Genomic DNA, 18,637 nt, shown 5'->3' on the forward strand with positions numbered 1-18,637 from the left:
GCCCTGGCGGACGGCGACCGCTCCTGGCCCCTGTACGCCCTCGCCGTCGCCGCCACCCTCATCGCCGTACGGCTGTTCTGGCTGGCGCCGCTGTCGGCGGTCGTCCAGCGCAAGGGCGGCCTCGGCCGCCTGAACTGGCGGATTCCGATGGTGCTGACCTGGGCGGGCACCCGCGGCGTGATGCCGCTGGCCGCCGCGCTGTCCATCCCCGAGACCGCGAAGAACGGCACCCCGCTCACCGACCGCCCCCTGGTCCTGGTCCTGACCACCTCGGTCGTGGTCGTCACCCTCGTCGTCCAGGGCTTCACCCTCGCCCCCGTCGTCCGCGCCTCCGGCATCGCCCTGGAACCCGCGCACACCGCCCGCGAGGAAGCCCAGGCCCGCTCCCACCTCGCCCACGCCGGCCTGGCCCGCCTGGAAGAACTCGCGGAACTGGAGGTCGTGCCCGACGTCGTCCTGGACCGCCTGCGCCGCGGCCTGACCGCACGCCTCGACGACGCCCGCGACCGCCTCACCGAGAGCGACGGCGCCGCCGGCGGCCAGGCCACGGAGTCCGCCGACCGCGTCTACCGCCAGCTGCGGCGGGACCTGATCGACGTGGAGACCGGCGAACTGCAGCGGCTCTACGACGCCCACGCGATCAGCGACACGACGCGGCGGCGGCTACAGCGCTCGCTGGACCTGGAAGAGGCCCGGCTGACGGACCTGTGAGGGGGGCGCGGTCCGCGGGTTCTAGCCGAGGCGGTCGACGGCCTCCTTGGCCTCCCTCAGATCGGCGCCCGTGACATCCCGGTACAGCTTGATCGCGTGGATCTTCTTGCCCTCGCGCACGAGCGCGGCCACCTCGTCCATCCGCAGGTCCTCCCGCAGATCCAGGTGCTTCATGATGAGGTCGACCTTGCGCTCGACGCGCGCCATCCGCCGGTCGGCCCGCGTGAACCGGCTCTCGGCCGAGAGGATGCAGCCGAGCACGGCCAGGGCGAGCGCGAAGAAACCAACAGTGTCCATGTCAGTGATCCTAAGAGCGCCGGAAGTGATCCCAAGCGCCGGAGGTGTCGGCCGGTCAGCCGGACTCGACGGACGACGTGAAGTGGGCGCGGTCGATGCCGGCCACCCGGTCCAGGGCACCGCACGACCGGCGGAGCCCACGCCGCAGTGGCGCGAAGCCGCAGTGGCGCGAAGCCGCAGTGGCGCGAAGCCGCAGTGGCGCGAGGCCGTGGTGACACCAGGCCACGGTGACGCGCGGGCGGCCGTCGACCACCGTCCCCGTCTCGCCTCACGGCACGAAGGTGTCCATGCTTCCCGCCGCCCCCGAGCAGGCCCCACCGTCCCTCCCCGCACCCCCGCCCCGGCCCGCGGGCGGCGGCAGAACGAGACGCCGCGCCGCCGGCGGGCTGTTCGAACCGGTCCAGCCCGTCCGCGAGTTCCCCGAGGCCGTACGCAAACTGCATCCGCGGGTCCTGATGAAGAACCCGGTGCTGTTCGTCGTCTCCGTCGGCGCGGTCCTCACCACCCTGTCCGCGCTGCTGCATCCGGCCGTCTTCACCTGGGTCAGCGCCTGACTCCTGCTCGACCGGCCGCCGAGTCCCGCTCGGCCGTCGCGTCGTGAGCCGCGCTGACCGGAAGCGCCCGCGCCACCCGGTATCGCGTCCCGCCGACGCCATGCCGCGCTGGCGCCGCGTCCCGCCGCCGCCGCTTCCCGTGACCCGAGGGGCGCCGTGATCAGCTCCGGCGCCCCTCGACCCACCTTCCTCACCGCACGCCCGGTGTCCCATGGGCGGCTCAGCGCCTGGCGACCGCCGCCGCCTTCCCTCGGCCTGATCCGCCGGGCAGGCCCTAGTCTTCCGACGTGACCACCGACTTGACCCTCCTGGACCGTGTCGCCTTTCGTGGGCGGGAGATCACCGCGCCGCGGCTGCGCGGATTGCTGGCGTTGCTCGCCGGGGATCTGCGCGCCGGCTGCAGCACGGGCCGCCTGGTGGAGGGGCTGTGGCCCGACGAGCTGCCGGAGCGGCCGGGCAAGGCGGTGCAGATCCTGGTGTCGCGGCTCCGGTCGCAACTGGGCGCCGAACTGATCGTGAGCACACCGACCGGCTACCGGCTGGCGCTGGACGAGACCCAGGTGGACAGCTCCGCGCTGCTGAGGCACGAGGCGGAGGCGGCCCGGCGGGCGCGGGCCGGGGACCACACGGGCGCCCTGGCCGAGGCCGAGGCGGGGCTGGCGCTGTGGGACGGGAGCACGGGCGCCGTGGCGGGAGAGGATCTGCGCGACCCGGTGGTCGCGCTGCGGGCCGATCGCGTCCGGGCGCTGCGTTCCCTGGACCGGCTGCGGGCACTCGCCCTCGCCCGGACGGGACGGCGTGCGGAGGCCACGCGGCCGTTGGCCGAACTGGCCCGGGAGCTGCCGCGCGACGAGGAGGTGCTGGCGGAGCTGCTGCGCTGCGAGGCCGCCGGCGCGGGCCGGGCCGCGGCACTGACCCGGTACGACACGTACCGGCGCGGGCTGCGGGACGAGCTGGGCACCGATCCCGGCCCTCAACTCAGGTCTGTCTACCAGGAGTTGCTGAACGCGGACGCACCCCCGGTCCGGCACGGTGTGCCGCACGAGCCGAACCCGCTGCTGGGCCGGGACGCCGACCTGGCCGCCGTGTCCGGGCTGCTGCGCGCGGCCCGCGTGGTGACCGTGGTCGGGCCCGGCGGGCTGGGCAAGACCCGTCTCTCGCACGCGGTGAGCCGGGCGGCCGAGCAGCCCGTGGTGCACTTCGTGACCCTGGCCGGTGTCACCGCCGACGACGACGTGGCCGGTGAAGTGGCCTCGGCGGTCGGGGCCGGGGAGGGCCGGCAGTTCACCGGCGGCGGGGACGAGGCGAGCGGCATCGCCGCCGCGCTGGGTCCCGGTCCCGCCCTGCTGGTGCTGGACAACTGCGAGCACGTACTCGCGGGTGCGGCCGGTCTCGTACAGGCGCTGGTGTCTCGGTCGAAGGAGCTGCGGGTGCTGGCGACCAGCCGGGCTCCGCTCGGGCTGACCTCGGAGTCCGTGTACGCGCTGCCGGAGCTGTCCCAGACGACCTCGGTGGAACTCTTCGTCCAGCGGGCGCGGGCCGCCCGGCCCGGTGTGGAGCTGCCCGCCGGTCCGGTCGCCGAGATCTGCCGGCACCTGGACGGGCTGCCGCTCGCCGTGGAGCTGGCCGCGGCCCGGGTCCGGGTACTCTCCGTGGCCGACATCTCGCGCCGCCTGAAGGACCGTTTCGCGCTGCTGCGCGGCGGCGCCCGGGACGCACCCGAGCGGCATCGCACCCTGCGGGCCGTGGTCGAGTGGAGCTGGAATCTGCTGGAGGACGACGGCCAGGCGGCACTGCGCGCGCTGTCGGTCTTCCCCGGGGGATTCACCGTGGACGCCGCGGAGTACGTGCTCGGCGAGGCCGAGGGCGGGGGCGGGGCCGAGGCCGGGGACGGTGGCGGGGGCGCGCTGGACCTGCTGGAGCAGCTGGCCGGTCAGTCCCTGGTCAAGGTGGGGGACAGCCCGTCCGGGGTGCGCTTCCACATGCTGGAGACGCTGCGGGAGTTCAGCGCCGCCCGGTGTGTGGAGGCGGGCGAGGAGGAAGTGGTGACCGGCCGGTTCCTCTCCTGGGCCCGGGAGTTCGGCCGGGCGCACCACGACGTGATGTTCCGCGGTGACGCGCTGGCCTCCGTCGACCGTCTCCGTGCCGAGCAGGACAACCTGGTGCTGGCGCTGCGGCACGCCCTGGCCCGGGCCGACGGGCCGGCCATCGCCGCCGTCACCGCCGTACTGGCCTCCTTGTGGTCCGTCGGCAACAGCTACACCCGGTTCATCACCCTCGCCGCCGAGACCGGCGGGCCGCTGTCCCATTTCCGCCCGGGACCGGAGCACCCCGAGGACGTGGAGACGGCCCGCAGCGCGGCGGCGATCTGCACGGCTGGCCTCTTCATGGGCTTCGGCCCGCACGCCGTACGCCAGCTCGTCACGCTGCGCCGGCTGCCGGCCGCTCCGCCGGACAGCGTGGTGCGGGCCCTGTCCGTCGTGCTGTGCGCCGTCCCGGACATGCTCCCGCCGCGGTGGGCCCGGCTGGAGGAGTTGTGCGACGCCGGCGAACCGCTGCTGGCGGGCATCGCGGCGGGCGTCGCCAGCTACCTGTGGGAATCCGCGTACGAGACGGAGCGCGCGCTCGAGTACGCGCGCCGGATGCTCACCGCGGTGGGGCCGCAGGGCAGCCCGGTCATGATGCTGCTCGGTCACGGGCGGATCAGCGAGCTGTGCCTCAAGACGGAGCGCGGCGCGGAGGCGTACGACCATCTCCGGGCCGCGGACGCGCTCAGTGAGGTCAGTACCTGGTCGGACGCGATCGGCGTCCGCTACGGGCTGGTGTTCGCCTGTCTGCAGCGGGGAGACGTCGACGAGGCGGAGCACTGGCTGGGCCTCGCCACCCTGGACAGGCAGCCGGACCCCGCTCAGGGCTTCACACCCGAACTGCTTCAGGCCCGGGCGGAGATCGCACTGGCCCGGGGGCTGACCGAGGTCGGCCTCGGCCTGTGGCGGCAGGCGGCGGGCGGGATCCGGGAGGCCAGCCTGCTGACCACGGGTGATCCGTTCCTGGATTCGTGGTCGCTTCAGGTCACGGCGGCCACGCTCGCGGCACACGCGCAGCACGGCCGGCTGGAGCCGGTCGCCCGGCTGGCCGAGGACCTGCGGGAACGGCTGCTCGGGATGCTGTCCGGCTCCCCCGGTGCCGGGGAGCCGATGGAACAGCCGGTGTACGGCACCGCCCTGCTGGCGCTCGGCTTCATCGGGCTGACCCGTGGCGAGAGCGCGGCCGTACGGCTGGTGGCGCTGTCGGAGCGGATGCCGGTGATGCGGGACGTCCCCACCCTGTCCTCGGCGCGGGCCCGGCAGGCGGCCGAGCACGCCGACAGGGCGGCGTACACCGACGCGAGGTCGGGATACGCCGCCCTGGGGTGGGAGGAGTTGCGGGCCGCGGCGCTGCGCGAGCTGACCGGCGGTTGATCCGCCCGGGCCGGCCGGCGGGTGGCCCGCCGAGCCTGCCGGCGGATGGCCCGCCCGGCCTCACCGCCGCGGCTCGCGGTTGAACTGCGCCTTGGACCACAGGTAGCCCAGCAGGCTCAGGGCCAGGCACCAGCCGACGGCCAGCACCGCGTTCCTGGTGCCGATCCCGCTGCCCAGCAGCAGCCCGCGCAGGGTCTCGATGGCGGGCGAAAAGGGCTGGTACTCGGCGAACCAGCGGAACCAGACCGGCATGAGGTGCACCGGCACGAAGGCGCTGCCCAGGAAGGGCAGGATCATCAGCGGCATCGCCATGTTGCTGGCGCCCTCGGCGTTGGGGCTGGCCATGCCCATGCCGACCGCGATCCAGGTCATCGCGATGCTGACCAGCGTCAGCAGGCCGATGGCCAGGAGCCACTCCAGCGGTGTCGCGTTCGGCCGGAAGCCGATGGCGACGCCGACGCCCAGCACGAGCAGCAGGGACGCCATGATCTGGATCACGCTGCCGACCACATGCCCGATCAGCACGGAGGCCCGGGAGATGGCCATGGTGCGGAAGCGGGCCATGATGCCCTCGGTCATGTCGGTGGCCACGGTCACCGCGGTGCCGATCGCGGTGCCGCCGATGGTCATGAGCAGGATGCCGGGGAGCAGATAGGCGACGTACTGGGAGCGGTCGGCGTGGCCGCCGTTGATGCCGGCGCTCATCACGTTGCCGAAGATGTAGACGAAGACCAGCAGCAGGATGACCGGGGTGAGCAGGAGGTTCAGGGTGAGGGAGGGGTAGCGGCGGGCGTGCAGGAGGTTGCGCCGCAGCATGGTGAGGTTGTCGCGGACGGCGTAGGTGGCGGGGCTCATCGGGGGGTCTCCTTCGCGGGGGTTCGCGGGGGTCGTGGGCGGTCGCGCGGGTTCGCGGGGTCAGTTGGCGGGCTGGGCGGGTACGGGGCTTGCGGTCAGGGCGAAGAACACGTCGTCCAGGTCCGGGGTGTGCACGGACAGCTCGTCGGCCTCGATGCCGGCGGCGTCGAGCCAGTCGAGGACGGCGCGCAGCTCGCGCTGGCTGCCGTCACTCGGGATCTGCAGCGTGAGCGCCTCGTCGTCACGCGTGGCCTCGCGCAGCGCGGTCGCCGCCCGCTCGTACAGCACCGGGTCGGCGAACCGCAGCCGCACATGGCCGCCCGGGATCAGCCGCTTCAGCTCCTCGGCGCTGCCCTCGGCGACGAGCTTGCCGCCGTTGAGCACCGCGATGCGGTCGGCGAGCTGATCGGCCTCGTCCAGGTACTGGGTGGTGAGGAAGACGGTCGTGCCGCCCGCGACCAGCTCGCGGATGATCTGCCACATCGTGTGGCGGGAGCGCGGGTCGAGGCCGGTGGTCGGCTCGTCCAGGAAGATGATCCGCGGGTTGCCGACCAGGGTCATGGCGATGTCGAGGCGGCGCTTCATACCGCCGGAGTAGGTGGAGGCGGGCTTCTTCGCGGCCTCGACCAGGTCGAAGCGCTCCAGCAGCTCGGCGGTGATCCGCCGGCCCTCCCGGCGGGAGAGGTGCTGCAGATCGGCCATCAGCAGCATGTTCTCCTCACCGGTGATCAGCCCGTCGACGGCGGAGAACTGTCCGGTGACCCCGATGGCGCCCCGGACCGCCTGGGCCTCGCGGGTGAGGTGGTGCCCGGCGACCCGCGCCTCGCCGGCGTCGGCCGAGATCAGCGTGGACAGGATGTTGACCGCCGTGGTCTTGCCGGCGCCGTTCGGCCCGAGCAGGGAGAAGACCGTGCCGACGGGGACATGGATGTCGATGCCGTCGAGGACCGTCTTGTCCCCGTAGGCCTTGCGGAGCCCGGTGGCCGCGATGGCGAGTGTGCGTGGTGTCGTCGTCATGCCCCAGAGCGTGCGGCCGCGGCGGTTCAGTTCGGCTTCACCCGGGTTTCAGCCGGGCACAGCGGGCTTCAGCACACTGAAACCCGCAGGTCGGCGGCGGTCGGCGGCCCGCCCTTTAGGCTTCCCCTTGTAGGAAAGTCGCTTCGGAAAGAGGTCCCGTTGAGCTTCTGGTCGATCTACCAGCACGGCTTCGCGCGCGTCGCCGCGTGTACGGGCCACACCGTCATCGCCGACCCGGCCGCCAACGCCGAGGCGGTACTGCGCCATGCGCGCCGCTGCGCCGAGGAGGGCGTCGCCGTCGCCGTGTTCCCGGAGCTGTGTCTGACCGGGTACGCGATCGACGACCTGCTGCTGCAGGACGCCCTGCTCGACGACGTGGAGACGGCGCTCACCACGATCGTGGCCGGGTCGGCGGACCTGCTGCCGGTGCTGGCCGTCGGCGCCCCGCTGCGCCACCGCGACCGGATCTTCAACTGCGCCGTGCTCGTGCACCGCGGCCGGATCCTCGGCGTCGTACCGAAGTCGTACCCGCCGAACTACCGGGAGTTCTACGAACGCCGGCAGATCGCCGCCGGCGACGACGAGCGCGGCGGAACGATCCGGCTCTGCGGCACGGACGTACCGTTCGGCGTGGATCTGCTCTTCGCCGCGGCGGATGTGCCCGGGCTCGTGCTGCACACCGAGATCTGCGAGGACATGTGGGTCCCGGTGCCGCCGAGCGCCGAGGCGGCGCTGGCCGGCGCGACCGTCCTCGTCAACCTCTCCGGCAGCCCGATCACGGTCGGCCGGGCCGAGGACCGCAGGCTGCTGTGCCGCTCGGCGTCCGCACGCTGTCTCGCCGCGTACGTCTACGCGGCGGCCGGCCTCGGCGAGTCGACGACCGATCTGTCCTGGGACGGCCAGACCCTGATCTACGAGAACGGGGTGCTGCTGGACGAGAGCGAGCGGTTCCCGCTCGGCGAGCAGTACGCGGTGGCCGACATCGACCTGGACATGCTGCGGCAGGAGCGGCAGCGGATGGGCACGTTCGGCGAGAACCGTCGCACCCACGCCGCCCGCACCGGCGACTTCCGCACGGTGTCCTTCGAACTCGCCCCGCCTGCCGCCGCCGACCTCGGCCTGCGCCGCCGCGTCGAACGCTTCCCGTTCGTGCCCGCCGACGCCGAACGCCTCGCCCTCGACTGCTACGAGGCCTACAACATCCAGGTGGCGGGCCTGCAGCAGCGCCTCGCGGCGATCGGCGGCCCCAAGGTCGTCATCGGTGTCTCCGGCGGGCTGGACTCCACGCATGCGCTGATCGTCGCGGCCCGCGCGATGGACCGCGCCGGCCGCCCGCGCAGCGACATCCTGGCCTTCACCCTGCCCGGCTTCGCCACCAGCGACCACACCAAGGACAACGCCCACCGGCTGATGCGGGCCCTCGGCGTCACCGCGGCCGAGCTGGACATCACGCCGACCGCGCGCCTGATGCTCAAGGAGATCGGACACCCCTTCGCCGCCGGCGAGCCGGTGTACGACGTCACCTTCGAGAACGTCCAGGCGGGCCTGCGCACCGACTATCTGTTCCGGCTGGCCAACCAGCGCGGCGGCATCGTGCTCGGCACCGGCGATCTCTCCGAGCTGGCGCTCGGCTGGTCGACGTACGGCGTCGGCGACCAGATGAGCCACTACAACGTCAACTCCGGTGTGCCGAAGACGCTGATCCAGCACCTCATCCGCTGGGTCATCAGCAGCGAGCAGTTCGACGAGGAGACCGGCAAGATCCTCGCCGCGATCCTGGACACGGAGATCAGCCCCGAACTCGTTCCCGGCGAGGAGATGCAGTCCACCGAGTCGAAGATCGGCCCGTACGCGCTGCACGACTTCACCCTCTTCCACGTCCTGCGCTACGGCTTCCGCCCCTCGAAGATCTCCTTCCTCGCCTGGCACGCCTGGCACGACGCGGAGTCCGGCGCCTGGCCCCCCGGCTTCCCGGAGGCCGACCGCGGCGCCTACGACCTCACGCAGATCCGGCACTGGATGGAGGTCTTCATCCGCCGCTTCTTCGCGTTCTCCCAGTTCAAACGCTCGGCCATGCCGAACGGCCCCAAGGTCTCGGCGGGCGGCTCCCTCTCCCCACGCGGCGACTGGCGCGCCCCGTCCGACGGAACGGCTCAGGCATGGCTGCGGGACTTGGAGCGGTTCGGGACGACGGAGGCGTAAGCACCAAGACGGAGGCGTAGGCACGGAAAGGGGCGCGGGCAAGGTCTTCCCGCGCCTGTCAGTTGTTCCACGTCTCGTCATACGGGTCGTGCGGCACCGGGACCGGCTGTGCCGAGGTCACGTTCAGATACGGGATGGGGCCGTTGTTGACCGGGTCGTGGGTGAGGCGTGGGGAGTAGGTGCCGGTCACGTCCAGCCAGGCGTCCGGGCGCAGCACCGGCGGCAGGCTGCCGGTCAGGGCGATCTTGACCGGCTGGGCGTCCGCGGCGCAGCAGTTGAGGGCCATGCGGACCAGGTACGGCGCCCCCGAGTGGTCCAGGGCGAGGAACCCGGTGAGGCGGACCGTGCGGCCGTGCAGGGAGCGGCCGTGGCCGTAGGCCGCGCGGGAGGCGTAGTCGATCACGGAGAGCGGGGCCGGGTTCGCCGTGGGCAACGTGCCGTAGGCGTACGGCTTCTGCAGAGCCGTACCGGAACGCAGCGCGCTGTAGGAGCCGAGGGCGGGCGGTGCGATGAGGATGAGGGCGAGGAGGGGGAGCAGCAGGAGCCAGGAGATGCGGGGTTCGGGGTGCGCGTGGTCATGCGGGTGCCCCGCGGACCGGTTGCGCCGGCGTTCGTACCAGACCGTCGCCAGCGCGGCCGCGATCAGGACCCCGCCCGAGGCCAGCAGCAGCGGTTGCAGGCCCGCCTTGACGTACCGCAGATACAGGTCGGTGCTGCCCGCGTGCAGCAGGGCGGCACCGAGCAGGAACATGACGGCGGCCTGCGCCTGGCGGTTCACAGCAGCACCGCCGAGGTCAGTGCGGCGCCCGCGACGGCCATCGCGAAGGTGGCGGGCGCGAAGCGGAGGGCGAAGCCGCGGCCGAAGGTGCCGGCCTGCATCGCGAACAGCTTGAGGTCGATCATCGGGCCCACCACCAGGAACACCAGCTTGGCCGTCAGGGAGAACTGGGTGAGGGAGGCCGCGACGAACGCGTCCGCCTCCGAGCAGATGGACAGCAGCACGGCCAGCACGGCGAGGGCGAGCACGGAGAAGACGGGGTTCCCGGCCGCCGCGCGCAGCCAGTCCGCCGGGGTCGCGGCCTTCAGCGTGGCCGCGGCCATCGCGCCGAGCACCAGGAAGCCGCCGGCGTGCATCGTGTCGTGCCGTACCGAGTTCCAGAACGCCTCCCCCTTCGTCGCGCCCTCGTGCGCGCCGTGGGCCGGCGGGCGCAGCCAGTCGGTGCGGCCGAGGCGCTGCCACAGCCAGCCCATCGCGCACGCCACCAGCAGGCTCGCCAGGAACCGGCCCAGCACCATCTCCGGGTCGTGCGGGAAGGCGACGGCGGTGGCGGTCAGCACGATCGGGTTGATCGCGGGGGCGGAGAGCAGGAAGGCGAGGGCGGCGGCCGGGGTGACCCCTCTGCGGACGAGGGCGCCGGCCACGGGCACCGACGCGCACTCGCAGCCCGGCAGGATCGCACCCGCGACCCCGGCGACCGGTACCGCGAGGGCGGGGCGGCGGGGCAGGGCGCGGGCGAAGAAGGACGGGGGCACGAACACCGCGATCGCCGCCGAGAGCAGCACGCCGAGCACCAGGAACGGCAGCGCCTGCACGGTCACCGCGACGAACACCGTCATCCAGCTCTGCATCAGCGGGGTGCCGAGGAGCCCACGGATCGGGGACTGGGCGAGCACCGCCAGCAGCAGAATCAGCGTCAGCACCAGCGGGGAGCTGAGCCGGCGGCTCTCCGGGCCGGGCTCGGCGCCGGCCTCCGTGCCGGGCGGGGCGTCTTCGGTGATGGCCACGTACGGTTACCTCCGGCTGGCTGTCCTGGTGCGCTCCCTCCCCCTCGGTACGCGGGGCGGCGCACGTGTGTTCATGGAACTACTGGAACCACCTGTGTCCTTGGGGCAGTCTTTTCCCTCGTGGCGAGCGTTCCGAATCAAGGGGGGCCAAGTGCCCCGCACATGGTGGTGTGCGGTGACGACGGGCTCGCGCACCGGCTGGCGGCCGAGTTGCGCGGAGTCTACGGCGAACGGGTCACCCTCGTGGTACCGCCGAACGAGCGCACCGCGAGGCCTCCGGTGGTCGGACGGGCCCGGCTGGCCTCCGCCGCGCTGTTCGACCGTGTGGTGAGCGCCGCGGTCGGCCGCACAGGCACCGGGTCCGGGTCCGGCTCGATGTCGGGATCGGGGTCGGGATCGGGGTCGGGGTCGGGGTCATCGGCTACGACGGGCACGGGCAGCGGCGGCAACGGCAACGGCGGTGACACCACACATGTGTTGGCGACCACCGAGATCACCGAGGCCGCGCTCGCCGAGGCCGGGGTGGAACGGGCCACCGCGCTCGCCCTTGTCTTCGACGACGACGAGACCAACATCCGCGCCGCGCTGACCGCCCGGCGGCTCAACCCGCGACTGCGGCTCGTCCTCCGGCTCTACAACCGCCGGTTGGGCCAGCACATCGAGGAACTCCTCGACCAGGCTGCCGCGTTGGCCGCGGGCAACGACGAGGGCGGTTCGGACGCGTCCACCACCGTGCTGTCCGACGCCGACACCGCCGCGCCGGCGCTGGCCGCCACCGCCGTCGCGGGCACCAGCAAGGTCGTCCAGACCGAGGGGCTGCTGCTGCGGGCCGTCGAACGGCCTGCGGCCGGCAGCGGGTTGGCCACGCTCGCCCTGCTCTCCCCCACCGGCCCGGACCCCGAGGGCGGCGGAGAGCCGGAGCCACGGCTGCTGCCGGACGACGACGAGGTACGGCAGGCCGCCGGGCGGACGGCCGTCGTGCTGGAGCAGGTGTCGTCGGCGGGCGGCAGGGAGTCGGCCGTACCCGGCCGGGGCGGCGTACCACCGCTCGCCTCGCTGTTCTCGCGCCGGCTGCGCTGGTCGCTGGCGGGCATGGTGGCGTGCGTGGTCGCCCTCGCGGTGGCGCTGTGGGTGGCCACGCCGGGGATCCATCCGTTGCGGGCCTTCTACTACACCCTCCTCGACCTGTTCGCGATCGACAACCCCGCCATCGGGGCGCCGCTCGGCCGGCAGATCCTCCAACTCCTCTCCGGGCTCGTCGGGTTGCTGCTGCTTCCGGTGCTGCTCGCCGCCGTGCTGGAGGCGCTCGGCACCTTCCGCACCGCCTCCGCCCTGCGCAAACCGCCGCGCGGGCTCGGCGGGCATGTGGTGCTGCTCGGACTCGGCAAGATCGGCACCCGGGTGCTGACCCGGCTGCGCGAGCTGAACATCCCCGTCGTCTGCGTCGAGTCCGACCCGGAGGCGCGGGGCCTCGCGACCGCGCGACGGCTGCGGGTGCCGGTGGTGCTCGGCGATGTCACCCAGGAAGGGGTCCTGGAGTCCGCCAAGATCCATCGGGCGTACGCCCTGCTCGCGGTGACCAGCGCGGACACCACGAATCTGGAGGCCGTGCTGTACGCGCGGTCCGTACGGCCCGATCTGCGGGTGGTGCTGCGGCTGTACGACGACGACTTCGCCACCGCCGTCTACCGGACGCTGCGGGCGGCGTATCCGCATGCGCTGACCCGGAGCAGGAGCGTCACTCATCTGGCCGCGCCCGCGTTCGCCGGGGCGATGCTCGGGCGGCAGGTGCTCGGCGCGATCGCGGTGGAGCGGCGGGTGCTGCTGTTCGCCGCGGTCGATGTGGCCGGGCATCCCCAGCTGGAGGGCCGGACGGTACGGGACGCGTTCCGGGCCGGGTCCTGGCGGGTGCTGGCGCTGGAGGGCCGCACGGACACGGCACCGGAACACGTGCTGGAGAAGGGGGACCGGGTGGTGGTGGCCGCCACCCGCCGAGGCCTCGCGGAACTGCGCTGACCCTCCAGGAGACTCCGCCCCCCTCTGCCCTGGCCGCCCTAGCCGCCCAGGTGCCGCTCCGCGAAGTCCATTTCGAGTCTCACCTGCTTGATCCGCTCGTCCACCACCAGGGAGCCGTGCCCGGCGTCGTAGCGGTAGACCTCGTGGGTCGCGCCTCGCGCCTCCAGGCGCTTGACGTAGTTGTCGATCTGGCGGATCGGGCAGCGCGGGTCGTTGACGCCCGCCGAGATGTAGACCGGGGCCTTGACGTCGTCGACGTAGGTCAGCGGGGACGAGGCCTCGAAGCGCTCGGGGACCTCCTCCGGGGTGCCGCCCAGCAGGGTGCGGTCCATGGCCTTCAGGGCCTCCATCTCGTCGTGGTACGCGGTGACGTAGTCCGCGACGGGAACGACCGCGATGCCCACCGTCCACGCCTCGGGCTGGATGCCGAGGCCGAGCAGGGTGAGATAGCCGCCCCAGGAGCCGCCGGTCAGGATCACTCGGGTGGGGTCGGCGAGGCCGGAGGCGACGGCCCAGTCGCGCACCGCGGCCACGTCCTCCAGCTCGATCAGGCCGACCCGGTGCTTCAGGGCGTCGGTCCAGGCGCGGCCGTAGCCGGTGGAGCCGCGGTAGTTGACGCGGATCACCGCGTAGCCCTGGTCGACCCAGGCGGCCGGGCCCGCGGCGAAGGAGTCGCTGTCGTGCCAGGTCGGGCCGCCGTGCAGGTCGAAGACCGTCGGCAGCGGACCGCTCGCGCCCGCCGGCTTCTGGATCAGGGCGTGGATACGGCCGCCGGGGCCCTCCACCCACACGTCCTCCACCGGCACCGACGGCGGGCAGGCCATGCCCGGAGGGTCCAGGACGACGCCGCCGCGCGTCGAACGCACCGCCGACGGCTCGGCGGCCGACGACCACAGATACTCCACGCTGCCGTCGGGGCGGGCCGTGGCGCCGGAGACCGTGCCCGGCGGGGTGGGGATGCGAGTCAGCTCGCGGGTCGCGAGGTCGAGCCGGAACAGCTCGCTGCGGGCCTCGAAGCCATGGGCGACGAGCAGGGCCGAGCCGTCCGGACACCACTCGGCGCTGACGTCACCGGGCAGGTCCACGGCGAGGTCGGTCTCCTCGCCCGTGGCCACATCCCACACCAGCGGCTCCCAGCGGCCCCGGCGCTGGTGGCCGATGAGCAGCCGGGCGTCGCCGTCGACCGGCGCGAAACCCAGCACCTCCAGGCCCAGCTCCTCGGTGCCGTCCTTGGTGTCGTCCAGCTCGGCGACCGGTGTGCCGTCCGGGCGCAGCACCCGCAGCGCCGCGTGCATGGCGTCGCCGTGCTCGGTGTGCTCGATGGCGATCAGGGAGCCGTCGTGCGAGAGGTCGCCCACGCCCGCGGACTCGCGGTGCCGGTAGATCTCGACGGGGGCCTCGCCCGCGCGGGCGAGATGGATCGTCGTGCCGTCCTCGTCCGTGGAGCGGCCGACGACCGCCGTGCGGCCGTCGCGGGCCAGGGCGAGCCCGGCGGGGTAGGAGGGGTCGAGGCCCGGGACGGCCGGCTCGTCCGCCCCGCCGCCGAAGGGCTGGCGGCGCCAGATGCCGAACTCGTCGCCGTCCTTGTCGTCGAACCACCAGATCCAGGCGCCGTCCGGGGAGAGCACGCCGTCCGTCGTGCCGTTCGGCCGGTCCGTCGCCTGGCGCTGCGCGCCCGTCGCGCGGTCCCAGGCATACAGCTCGTACGTCCCCGTCGCGTTCGACACGAACAGGGAGCGGTCCGGCGCGTCCTCCGCCCAGTCGGGCAGCGACACCCGCGGCGCGCGGAAGCGCCTCTCCCAGTCCGGCATACCGGCCGCGTCCTGCGCGCCCGGCTCCTTGCTCTCACTCATCGCCCCAGTCATGCGCCCATACTGCCTGGCCGCGCCGACAATTGGGTGGCGCATGTGCGCAGCCTGTGGATAACTTCCCCCACGTGAACACAGAGACGTCGCCCCCGTCCGTCCCCTCGAACTGGCGGGAGGACAATCGGGCCATGTGGGACGAACGCGTACCCGTGCATGTCGCCGGTGAGTTCTACGACCTCGACGGCTTCCGGGCCCGCCGGGATGTCCTGCGGGACTTCGAGACGGCCGAGGTCGGCGATGTCACCGGCAAGACCCTGCTGCATCTGCAGTGCCACATCGGGACCGACACCCTGTCCTGGGTCCACCGGGGCGCCGCCCGCGTCGTGGGCCTGGACTTCTCCGCCCCGGCCGTCGAGGCGGCCCGCTCCCTCGCGGCCGACCTCGGCCACGGCCCCGAGCGCGCCGCCTTCGTGACCAGCGATGTCTACGACGCGGCCCGGGCGGTGCCCGAGACGTCGTACGACATCGTCTACACCGGGCTCGGCGCGCTGTGCTGGCTGCCCGACATCCGCCGCTGGGCCGAGACGGCCGCCTCGCTCGTCGCGCCCGGCGGCTTTCTCTACCTCGCCGAGTTCCACCCGCTCACCGAGGCCCTGGACGACGCGACCGGCTCGCGGATCGTGCGCGACTACTTCCGCCGCGAGGCCGCGGTGTGGGAGGAGCCCGGCACCTACGCCGACCCGGACGCCCCCACCGTCCACAACCGCAGCGTGGAGTGGCAGCACACCCTCGGCGACGTCGTCTCCGCGCTCGCCGCGACGGGGCTGCGCATCGAGTTCCTGCACGAACACGACGTGTCGCTCTTCCCGCGCTTCGAGAACTTCGAAGTCCAGGGCGACTACCACCGCTTCCCGGCGGACCACCCGCGCATCCCGCTGATCTACTCACTGCGGGCGAGCAGGGCCGACGAGGCCGGCCACAGCTGACAATCAGCCGACCCGCGGGCAGGCGCCCGCGGGGGGCGCCGTACCGTGGAAGGCGTGTACCGGTTTCTGCTGACACCCCGCTGGTGGGGCATCAACGTCTTCGTGCTGCTCGCCATCCCGTTCTGCATCTTCATGGGGTCGTGGCAACTGAGCCGGTTCGAGGGGCGGGTCCAGGAGCATCGGACCGCGACGAAGCAGGCGGCGTCCGACCAGCACGAGGCGGCGCGGCCGCTGACGTCGATGCTGCCCGTCGACAAGGCCACCTCGGGCCGCCGGGTCACCGCGAGCGGGCACTACGGCAAGCAGCTGCTGGTGCCCGGCCGGCAGCTGGACGGCAGGGACGGCTTCTACGTCCTCACCCTGCTGCGCACCGGCTCCGGCACGTCGCTGCCCGTGGTGCGGGGCTGGCTGCCGGGCGCGGCGGACGCGGCGAAGGCGCCCGCGCCGCCGAGCGGTGAGGTCACCGCCACCGGTGCGCTGCAGGCGTCCGAGACGCCCGGGGACAACGGGGTCAGCGCGCAGGGCGGGCTGCCGGCCGGGCAGACGGCGGCGATCAGCTCGGCGTCACTGGTGAACCTGGTGCCGGACCGGCTGTACGACGCCTGGATCACCCTCGACAAGGCCGACTCCGGGATGAAGGCCGTGCCCGCGACGGCACCGGACGGCACCGGTCTGGACCTGAAGGCGTTCCAGAACCTCGGCTACACCGGCGAGTGGTTCGTCTTCGCCGGGTTCGTGGTGTTCATGTGGTTCCGGCTGCTGCGCCGCGAGGCGGAGGCCGTACGGGACGCCGAGCTGGGCCTGACCCCGCAGGAGACACCGCAGCCGGTGACCAGCGGCTGACGCCTACGACGCGGCCAGCACCCCGGTGTAGTAGACCGTCCCCGCGCACTCCTGCGGCACGGTCGCCGTGGCCGACGGGGAGCCGCCCTGCGCGGTGTGGGTGATCTGCACGCTGCCCTCGGCCGTGCCGTCCTCGGTGGTCAGCTGGGTGGTGGTGCCCGCCGTGCCCGCGGTGTCGGCTGTACCGCCGCTGGCGGTCGGGGTCGGATCCGGTGAGGCCCCGCCCGTGTCCGAGCCGCCGGTGGTGGTGTCGCCGCCGGTGGTGGGGCAGGTCTGGGCCGGCACGAAGGCGAACTTCTCCTCGTAGGCCGAGCCCGGCTGCAGGACCAGCCCGGAGACCTCCTGTGAGGGGTCGGGCAGGCCGGTCGCCGCGTCCCCGGCCGTATGCCGCACGGCGCTGATCTTGGCCTGGTCGGCCGCGCCCTGTGCGGTGGGGGTGAGGGTGCCGGCGCCGGCGAGGGTGCACGCGGCGGTGGAGACATTGGCGACGTGGAACGTGCCGTAGACCACGCCCGCGGTGTCGGGGGCCTCGGCGGTGCCGGTGGCGGAGCCCAGCTGGGCCGGTCTGCACAGCGGGACGGTGCCCGAGGCGAGGGTGGCGGACGGGTTCGCGCCGCCGGTGGAACCGGTGCCGCCGGTGCCGGGCCGGTCCTTGCCACCGGGCTTGCCGGGCTGCTTGCCCGGCTTGAGGGTCGTACTGCCCGGGTCCTTCGTGGTGCCCGGTTCGGCGCCCTTGTCCTTGTCGTGCCCGCCGCCGTCCTGGGCCCGGGTGGACTGGCCGGCCATGGCGGTGTCGGGGTCGGTGCCGCCGGAGTCGGAGACATGGACGAGGGCGGGGATCGCGGTGCCGAAGAACAGGGCCGCGGCGACCATGCCGACAGCCGCCTGCCGCCTGCGGGCCCGCCGCGCCGGGACGGCCCGGCGCAGCTGGTCCAGGGTGCCGGTGCGCGGCTCGATGTCATCGACCGCGGAGTGCAGTATCCGGCGCAGGAACTGCTCGTCGCCGTCGCCGCCGAAGCCACTGCCGCCGAAGCCGCCGGCACCGAAGCGGTCGGTGTCAGCACCGAGCCCGTCGGCGTCGGGGCCGCCCTTGTCGACGGTGGGGCCGGGCCCGTCGGGGCCCTGGCCGAGGCCCTCGGGGCCCTTCTCGTCGGGGCCGTCGTTCACAGTTCCGTTCCCAGCGTGCGATGGCGTGTGCTCGTGCTCGTCCCGGCTCGTCGGCGCGTGCCAGGCGAAGGGCTCATGACGTTCGTGCGAGTGGCGTTCATCGGAATCGCCCCCTTCGGCTCGGGCGCTCATACCGTGGCCTCCATGGCCACCCGCAGCGCGGCGATGCCCCGTGAGCCGTACGCCTTCACCGAGCCCAGGGAGATGCCGAGGGTCTCGGCGACCTGGGCCTCGGTCATGTCCGCGAAGTAGCGCAGGACCAGGACCTCGCGCTGGCGGCGCTGCAGCCCCTTCATGGCCTTGATGAGGTCGCGGCGCTCCAGCTGGTCGTAGGCGCCCTCCTCCGCGCTCGCCATGTCCGGCATCGGCTTGGAGAGCAGCTTGAGGCCGAGTATGCGGCGGCGCAGCGTGGACCGGGAGAGGTTGACGACCGTCTGCCGCAGATAGGCGAGGGTCTTCTCGGGCTCGCGGACGCGCTTGCGGGCGGAGTGCACCCGGATGAAGGCCTCCTGGACGACGTCCTCGCAGGAGGCGGTGTCGTCGAGGAGCAGCGCGGCGAGGCCGAGCAGCGAGCGGTAGTGCGCCCGGTAGGTCTCGGTGAGGTGGTCGACGGTCGTACCGGCCGCATCGGTCGCCGCGGCCTCGTCGGAACCGTCACGCTGACTGGGTATGCGGGCGGGCCGCGCTGCGGGCATGGGCGCGATCACCGGCATGCCGCCGGGCGTGCGGGGCCGGAGCGTCGCACGGGGCGGCCGCAGGGCCGCCGCGCCACGGGCCGCACTGAGTTCGAGTACCTCTGCCACGCCTGTTGGACGCGTCTGCCCCCGCCAGGGTTGTACGTGCCGGGCGTCACATGTGCGACATCCGGCGGTTCCTCAAGTGCCGTCATGCGTCCCGCTCTTCCCCTATGTCCTGTTTGAACGGGCGTCCCCACG

15 protein-coding genes are annotated in these 18,637 nt (G+C 73.3%); 7 read left to right on the plus strand and 8 right to left on the minus strand.

Translation table 11 applies throughout. The features are described from left to right. Nucleotides 1-711: cation:proton antiporter domain-containing protein (locus tag IE277_RS32675; RefSeq protein WP_189957342.1), on the plus strand; the 711-nt coding region annotated here is incomplete at its 5' end. A 21-nt stretch (nucleotides 712-732) separates the two neighbouring features. Here IE277_RS32675 and IE277_RS32680 read toward each other — a convergent pair. Beyond that, entirely contained in the window at nucleotides 733-1,008 is a 276-nt protein-coding gene (locus IE277_RS32680) for a hypothetical protein (protein ID WP_189957343.1), read from the minus strand. Between the two features lie 287 nt (nucleotides 1,009-1,295). Between IE277_RS32680 and IE277_RS32685 the strand changes: the two genes are divergently transcribed. Beyond that, on the plus strand, nucleotides 1,296-1,562 hold the full coding sequence (locus IE277_RS32685; protein WP_189957344.1) for a hypothetical protein: 267 nt from the start codon (nucleotides 1,296-1,298) through the stop codon (nucleotides 1,560-1,562). Between the two features lie 287 nt (nucleotides 1,563-1,849). After that, complete coding sequence (locus tag IE277_RS32690; protein ID WP_189957345.1) at nucleotides 1,850-5,023, plus strand: ATP-binding protein; 3,174 nt, start codon at nucleotides 1,850-1,852, stop codon at nucleotides 5,021-5,023. A gap of 60 nt (nucleotides 5,024-5,083) precedes the next feature. On the opposite strand, the gene IE277_RS32695 is transcribed toward IE277_RS32690, so the two are convergent. Together IE277_RS32695 and IE277_RS32700 are read right to left on the minus strand one after the other, a co-directional pair. Continuing rightward, nucleotides 5,084-5,878 (minus strand): ABC transporter permease, encoded by a 795-nt coding sequence (locus tag IE277_RS32695; protein ID WP_189957346.1) that lies wholly within the window; start codon nucleotides 5,876-5,878, stop codon nucleotides 5,084-5,086. Between the two features lie 60 nt (nucleotides 5,879-5,938). Beyond that, a complete protein-coding gene (locus IE277_RS32700) occupies nucleotides 5,939-6,895 on the minus strand; it encodes an ATP-binding cassette domain-containing protein (RefSeq protein WP_189957347.1) in 957 nt (318 codons plus the stop codon). Between the two features lie 159 nt (nucleotides 6,896-7,054). On the opposite strand from IE277_RS32700, the gene IE277_RS32705 reads away from it, so the two are divergent. After that, entirely contained in the window at nucleotides 7,055-9,097 is a 2,043-nt protein-coding gene (locus IE277_RS32705) for an NAD(+) synthase (RefSeq protein ID WP_189957348.1), read from the plus strand. A 58-nt stretch (nucleotides 9,098-9,155) separates the two neighbouring features. Here the strand turns inward: IE277_RS32705 and IE277_RS32710 are convergent, their stop codons facing one another. Next, on the minus strand, nucleotides 9,156-9,875 hold the full coding sequence (locus IE277_RS32710) for a TIGR03943 family putative permease subunit (protein ID WP_189957349.1): 720 nt from the start codon (nucleotides 9,873-9,875) through the stop codon (nucleotides 9,156-9,158). Continuing rightward, complete coding sequence (locus IE277_RS32715) at nucleotides 9,872-10,882, minus strand: permease (RefSeq protein ID WP_189957350.1); 1,011 nt, start codon at nucleotides 10,880-10,882, stop codon at nucleotides 9,872-9,874. Before IE277_RS32715 ends, IE277_RS32710 begins: the two co-directional genes overlap by 4 nt. A 162-nt stretch (nucleotides 10,883-11,044) precedes the next feature. On the opposite strand from IE277_RS32715, the gene IE277_RS32720 reads away from it, so the two are divergent. Then, nucleotides 11,045-12,898, plus strand: a complete 1,854-nt coding sequence (locus tag IE277_RS32720; RefSeq protein ID WP_189957351.1) for an NAD-binding protein — start codon at nucleotides 11,045-11,047, stop codon at nucleotides 12,896-12,898. Between the two features lie 38 nt (nucleotides 12,899-12,936). Here the strand turns inward: IE277_RS32720 and IE277_RS32725 are convergent, their stop codons facing one another. Beyond that, the gene (locus IE277_RS32725; protein ID WP_229882137.1) at nucleotides 12,937-14,751 is read right to left on the minus strand and encodes a S9 family peptidase; all 1,815 of its coding nucleotides are present in this window, start codon (nucleotides 14,749-14,751) and stop codon (nucleotides 12,937-12,939) included. A gap of 143 nt (nucleotides 14,752-14,894) precedes the next feature. On the opposite strand from IE277_RS32725, the gene IE277_RS32730 reads away from it, so the two are divergent. Both IE277_RS32730 and IE277_RS32735 read left to right on the plus strand, forming a co-directional pair. Next, nucleotides 14,895-15,692 carry a class I SAM-dependent methyltransferase gene (locus IE277_RS32730; protein WP_189957428.1) on the plus strand — a complete coding sequence of 266 codons (798 nt, stop codon included), beginning with the start codon at nucleotides 14,895-14,897 and terminating at the stop codon, nucleotides 15,690-15,692. Nucleotides 15,693-15,746: 54 nt separating this feature from the next. Further along, the gene (locus IE277_RS32735; RefSeq protein WP_189957352.1) at nucleotides 15,747-16,535 is read left to right on the plus strand and encodes an SURF1 family protein; all 789 of its coding nucleotides are present in this window, start codon (nucleotides 15,747-15,749) and stop codon (nucleotides 16,533-16,535) included. Nucleotides 16,536-16,538: 3 nt separating this feature from the next. On the opposite strand, the gene IE277_RS32740 is transcribed toward IE277_RS32735, so the two are convergent. Next, nucleotides 16,539-17,702: a hypothetical protein gene (locus IE277_RS32740; RefSeq protein WP_229882138.1), complete on the minus strand. Its 1,164-nt coding sequence runs from the start codon at nucleotides 17,700-17,702 to the stop codon at nucleotides 16,539-16,541. A gap of 128 nt (nucleotides 17,703-17,830) precedes the next feature. Then, nucleotides 17,831-18,505: a SigE family RNA polymerase sigma factor gene (locus IE277_RS32745; protein WP_189957354.1), complete on the minus strand. Its 675-nt coding sequence runs from the start codon at nucleotides 18,503-18,505 to the stop codon at nucleotides 17,831-17,833. Nucleotides 18,506-18,637: the final 132 nt, after the last annotated feature.

The organism is Streptomyces alanosinicus (assembly GCF_014650595.1).
In the GTDB taxonomy this organism is placed as follows: domain Bacteria; phylum Actinomycetota; class Actinomycetes; order Streptomycetales; family Streptomycetaceae; genus Streptomyces; species Streptomyces alanosinicus.